Origin of the sequence: Cellulosimicrobium arenosum (assembly GCF_014837295.1) — a bacterium.
Classification (GTDB): Bacteria; Actinomycetota; Actinomycetes; order Actinomycetales; family Cellulomonadaceae; genus Cellulosimicrobium; species Cellulosimicrobium arenosum.
The window spans coordinates 1-2077 of record NZ_JACYHB010000023.1; the positions used below are offsets into that span (position 1 = coordinate 1).

The following is a 2077-nucleotide window of genomic DNA, read 5'->3' on the forward strand; positions in this document are numbered from 1 at the left end:
CAACCGTCGCCGACGCCAACGCCGTCTCGGCAGACTTACCCCGGTCGAGTTTGAGATGATCTACCGGACCGCAGACGCGGCCTGACTACCGCACACCCCGATCGTCAACCAAACCGGGGGCAGACCCAGGGTAGATGATGCGTGGTCGTGGAGGCTGGGATGAGTGTGGTGACGTCGCTGCCAGCGGCAGTACAGGACGTCGTGTGGCAGGCATGGGGCGAGGGCGAGTCACTGCGGCGGATCGCCGATCGGGCCGGCGTCCCGTCGCATCACGTGCGCCGGTACTTGCTGCGTCATGGTGGGGTGCGACCCGCGTTGCCGAGACGCTCCCCACGGCACCTGAGTCCAGGTGAGCGGGAAGAGATCTCGCGTGGGATCGCTGCTGGTCTTTCTGCCCGGGCGATCGCCGAAGGGTTGGGGCGGTCGGCGTCGACGGTCTCGCGCGAGATCGCCCGCAACGGCGGCCGTGACGCCTACCGTGCGACGGTCGCCGATGAGCGTGCCCGCGTCGAAGCCCGGCGGTCGCGGGTGCCGCGTCTCGCGAGCGACGAGCGGCTGCGGGCGGTGGTGCTCTCGCGGCTCGAGCTGGACTGGTCCCCGCAGCAGATCGCGGCGTGGCTGCGCCGCGAACATCCCCACGAGCCGGGCATGTGGGTCTCGCACGAGACGATCTACCGCGCTGTCTATCTGCCGGCATCGCGGAACCTGCCGAAGAGCACGTACCAGCGGCTGCGGTCCGGTCGCACGATGCGCCGGCCCCGGCTCGTGAAGCGATCGCACGGGCGAGGGCATCTGCGCGACATGGTCTCCATCCACCACCGCCCCGCCACCGTGACCGACCGGCTCGAGCCGGGTCATTGGGAAGGTGACCTCGTCATGGGCAAGCGCCCGAGCGCGGTCGCGACCCTCGTCGAGCGCACCACCCGCTACCTGAAGATCGTGCCGCTGCCCGACGGGATCAAGGCCAAGGACGTCAGCATCGCGGTCGCCCGCGCCCTGTTCAACGTCCCACCCGGCATGTGCAAGTCCCTGACCTGGGACCGCGGCCGCGAGATGGCCGACCACGCCTGGGTCTGCTGCACGGATAGGTGACACCTGACCTGTGGTGCCTTCGGGTGCTGCTGGAAGGATGTTCCCCGTGCCCAGACCCCACCCGAAGGAATTCCGCGATGATGTCGTGGCGATCGCTCGCCGTGGCGAGGCTCCGGTCAAGCAGATCGCAAAGGACTTCGGTATCTCCGAGTCGTGCCTGCGTAACTGGCTCCACGCCGCCGATGTCGAGGACGGCAACCGGCCGGGCGTGACCGCCTCGGAGTCAGCGGAACTGCGTGAACTGCGTCGGCGTAACCGGCAGCTGGAGCAGGAGGTCGAGGTGCTGCGCCGCGCGGCGGCGTATCTTTCGCAGGCGCATCTGCCGGGAAAATGATCTACCCGCTCGTGAGTGAGCTCGCCGGTGACGGGATCCCCGTCACGGTGACGTGCCGGGTTCTCAAGCTCGCCAGACAGCCCTACTACCGCTGGCTCGCGGCGCCTGTCGGGGCGCGCGAGCTCGAGGAGGCGTATCTCGCGAACGTGTTGTTCGACGCTCACCGCGACGATCCGGAGTTCGGCTACCGGCTGCTCGCGGACGAGGCCTCCCGAGCCGGGCTGGTCGCGTGCGATCGCACCGTGTGGCGCATCTGCGCCGCGAACAGGTGGTGGTCGGTGTTCGGCAAGAAGCGCGCCCGCAGCGCCAAGAAGGCTGGCGCGCCCGCACACGAGGACCTCGTGCTGCGCCAGTTCCGGGCCGATACGCCGAACCGGTTGTGGCTGTGGGACATCACCGAACACCCCACGGCCGAAGGCAAGGTGTATCTGTGCGCGATCAAGGACGTGTATTCCAACCGGATCGTGGGGTACTCGATCAGCGACCGGATGACGTCACGGATCGCGGTCAACGCTCTGGTCAGCGGTCAAGCCCCTTGGAGTGGTGTAGCGCTGCGTGATCTTTGTTGGGGTCAGGCGCTGAGCTCGAGCATGGGGTCGGGGTTCACCTCGATTCCCGGATCGGTGACGGTCGTGAGGCGGCATCTGGTGA

3 protein-coding genes are annotated in these 2077 nt (G+C 68.1%); all 3 read left to right on the forward strand.

The window, feature by feature from the left end:
- The first annotated feature begins 141 nt into the window (after window positions 1-141).
- Entirely contained in the window at window positions 142-1092 is a 951-nt protein-coding gene (locus tag IF651_RS17235; RefSeq protein ID WP_191830362.1) for an IS30 family transposase, read from the forward strand.
- Between the two features lie 46 nt (window positions 1093-1138).
- Window positions 1139-1426, forward strand: coding sequence for a transposase (locus IF651_RS17480; RefSeq protein ID WP_076404172.1), 288 nt, complete (start codon window positions 1139-1141; stop codon window positions 1424-1426).
- Window positions 1427-1437: 11 nt separating this feature from the next.
- On the forward strand, window positions 1438-2077 hold a 640-nt coding region (locus IF651_RS17245), incomplete at its 3' end, for a DDE-type integrase/transposase/recombinase (protein ID WP_191830363.1).